This window comes from Psychromarinibacter sediminicola (assembly GCF_029168335.1).
GTDB classification, from domain to species: domain Bacteria; phylum Pseudomonadota; class Alphaproteobacteria; order Rhodobacterales; family Rhodobacteraceae; genus Psychromarinibacter; species Psychromarinibacter sediminicola.
Genome location: NZ_JARGYC010000176.1, coordinates 1 through 2,013 on the forward strand (window position 1 = coordinate 1; position 2,013 = coordinate 2,013).

The window sequence follows — 2,013 nt, forward strand, 5'->3', positions numbered from 1 at the left end:
CCCCGGATCGGTGTCGCGGCGCCGCTGCAGGGGCGGCGCCGCGGAAGTCGCCTTACTCGTCCTTCCAGAACCACGTCTGCGGCAGGGTCGGCGAGGGCGTCGGGTAGTACCACGAGCTCGGCATGCTCTCCGGCACGTTCATCAGGTCGTTCTTGACGATCCCGTAGGTCGGCACCGCCTTGGACACGCCGATCACCTCGAACTCCTCCGCCGCGATATCGGCGATCTCGTGGAAGGTCTCGATGCGCTCCTGGGTGTCGGTCAGGCCGCGCGCGGTGTCGTAGAGCTCCAGGCGCGTCTTGATGGTCTCGGGCGGCTCTTCGCCTTCCGAGCCGCCGCTCAGGTACCAGTCGCGCCAGGCGATGCCCCACCGGCTGTCATGGTGCACCGGCACCAGCATCTGCGGGATCTGCCCCGGAACCCAGCTTTGCGTCGCCCGCCAGACCGCGGCGTCGTGGTCGTTGCTGTTGGACGTCCGCTCGTAGAAGAACGTGCGCTCCATCGGGTTGATTTCCATGTCGACGCCCAGCAAGGCCCATTGCTGCTCGATCAGCTCCAGCGAGTCCACCCAGGTCGGGTCGAAGGTCGGGATGACGTCCACCTGGAACCGCACCGGCTCGCCGTTCTCCATCCGGCGCACGCCGTCGTCGCCGCGCTCCAGGCCCAGCCCGTCGAGCAGCTCGTTCGCCCGCTCGGGATCGTAGTCGAGATATTGCGTGGAGAGCTGCTCGTGGTGATACGGATGGTCCTCGAACGGCCCGTGCTGCCACGGCTCGCCCTGGCCCAGCATCACCGTGTCGATGATCTCCTGCCGGTCCATCCCCAGCGAGAGCGCGACGCGGAAGTCCTTCTCGTTGAACAGCTCGCGCAGGTCGGGATCCTTGTGAGTGAGGTTCAGGCTGATCGACATGTCGGTGCCGCCGGTCGATTTCGCCTCGAAGAAGTGGTAGTCCCCCTCCTCGCGGTTCTCGGCCAGGACCGGCCGGTTCGCCGGCGGGTCGATGTGGCGCAGCCCGAAATCGACCTTGCCGCCGATCACCGACAGGATCAGGCTTTCGACATCCTGATCGATCGGCGCCACGACGCGGTCGATATACGGCAGCTGGTTGCCCACGGTGTCGATCTGCCAGAAGTAGGGGTTCCGCTCCAGCACGACGCGCGTCGCGCCGCCGACATAGGGTTCCGTGATGATCCACGGGTCCAGCGTCGGACGCTCCGGGTTGCCCCAGCGGGCCGGGATCTCGATGTCGCCGCACTTCTGCATGAACAGGTTCTGCCAGTCGGTGGCGCCGTTCTCCTCGATCAGCGCATCCACGTCGTCGTTGTAGTCCGGCATGAACTGCGCGCAGTAGTGCTTGGCATAGAGCACCGGGTGCTGGCCCAGCGGGCTGGCGAGCTCGGCCAGGAAGTCGCCGTAGGGCTCCTTGAAGGTGAAGCGGACGGTGTAGTCGTCGACCTTCTCCACCTGCATCGGCTCGCCGCCGGAGGTATAGCGCGGCGGGGTCGGCGCGAACTCGTCGTTCAGCACCAGATCCTCGATGTTGAACAGCACGTCATCGGCGGTGAACGGCTCGCCGTCCGACCACTTCATGCCGTCGCGCAGATAGAAGGTGAACACCCGGCCGCCTTCGGAGACTTCGAAGCGCTCGGCCACGTTGGGCACGATCTTGGTGTATTCGGGATCCCAGCGCACAAGACCTTGCGGCCCCACGACGCGCAGGATGTGGTTGTGGTCGGAACTGCCCCGCAGGTAGATCCGGAGATCGCCGCCATAATTGCCGATCGCGTTCAGCGGCTCCACGACCTCGGGCTCGTCGCCGACACGCGCCTCGACCGGCGGCAGATCTCCCGCCTCCACCATCTCCGAAAGCGACGGCGCCTGGCCGGTGACATCCTGCGCCGCCGCCGACAGCGCAAGCACCGGCAAGATGCCGGCGCCCAGCATGAGCCCGGCCCTCAGACGCCGCACCGGCGCAATTGACGAAACTGTTCGTACCATCTGGATCCTCCCTG

Annotated in this window: 1 protein-coding gene; it reads right to left on the bottom strand. The window is 66.3% G+C overall.

The window, feature by feature from the left end; genetic code table 11:
- Positions 1–52: 52 nt before the first annotated feature.
- Positions 53–1,999 (bottom strand): ABC transporter substrate-binding protein, encoded by a 1,947-nt coding sequence (locus P1J78_RS24710; protein ID WP_275570033.1) that lies wholly within the window; start codon positions 1,997–1,999, stop codon positions 53–55.
- Positions 2,000–2,013: the final 14 nt, after the last annotated feature.

What these genes read in the sequence shown, in the direction of transcription:
- P1J78_RS24710 (WP_275570033.1), bottom strand. Translation starts at nt 1,999, where the DNA reads ATGGTACGAACAGTTTCGTCAATTGCGCCGGTGCGGCGTCTGAGGGCC.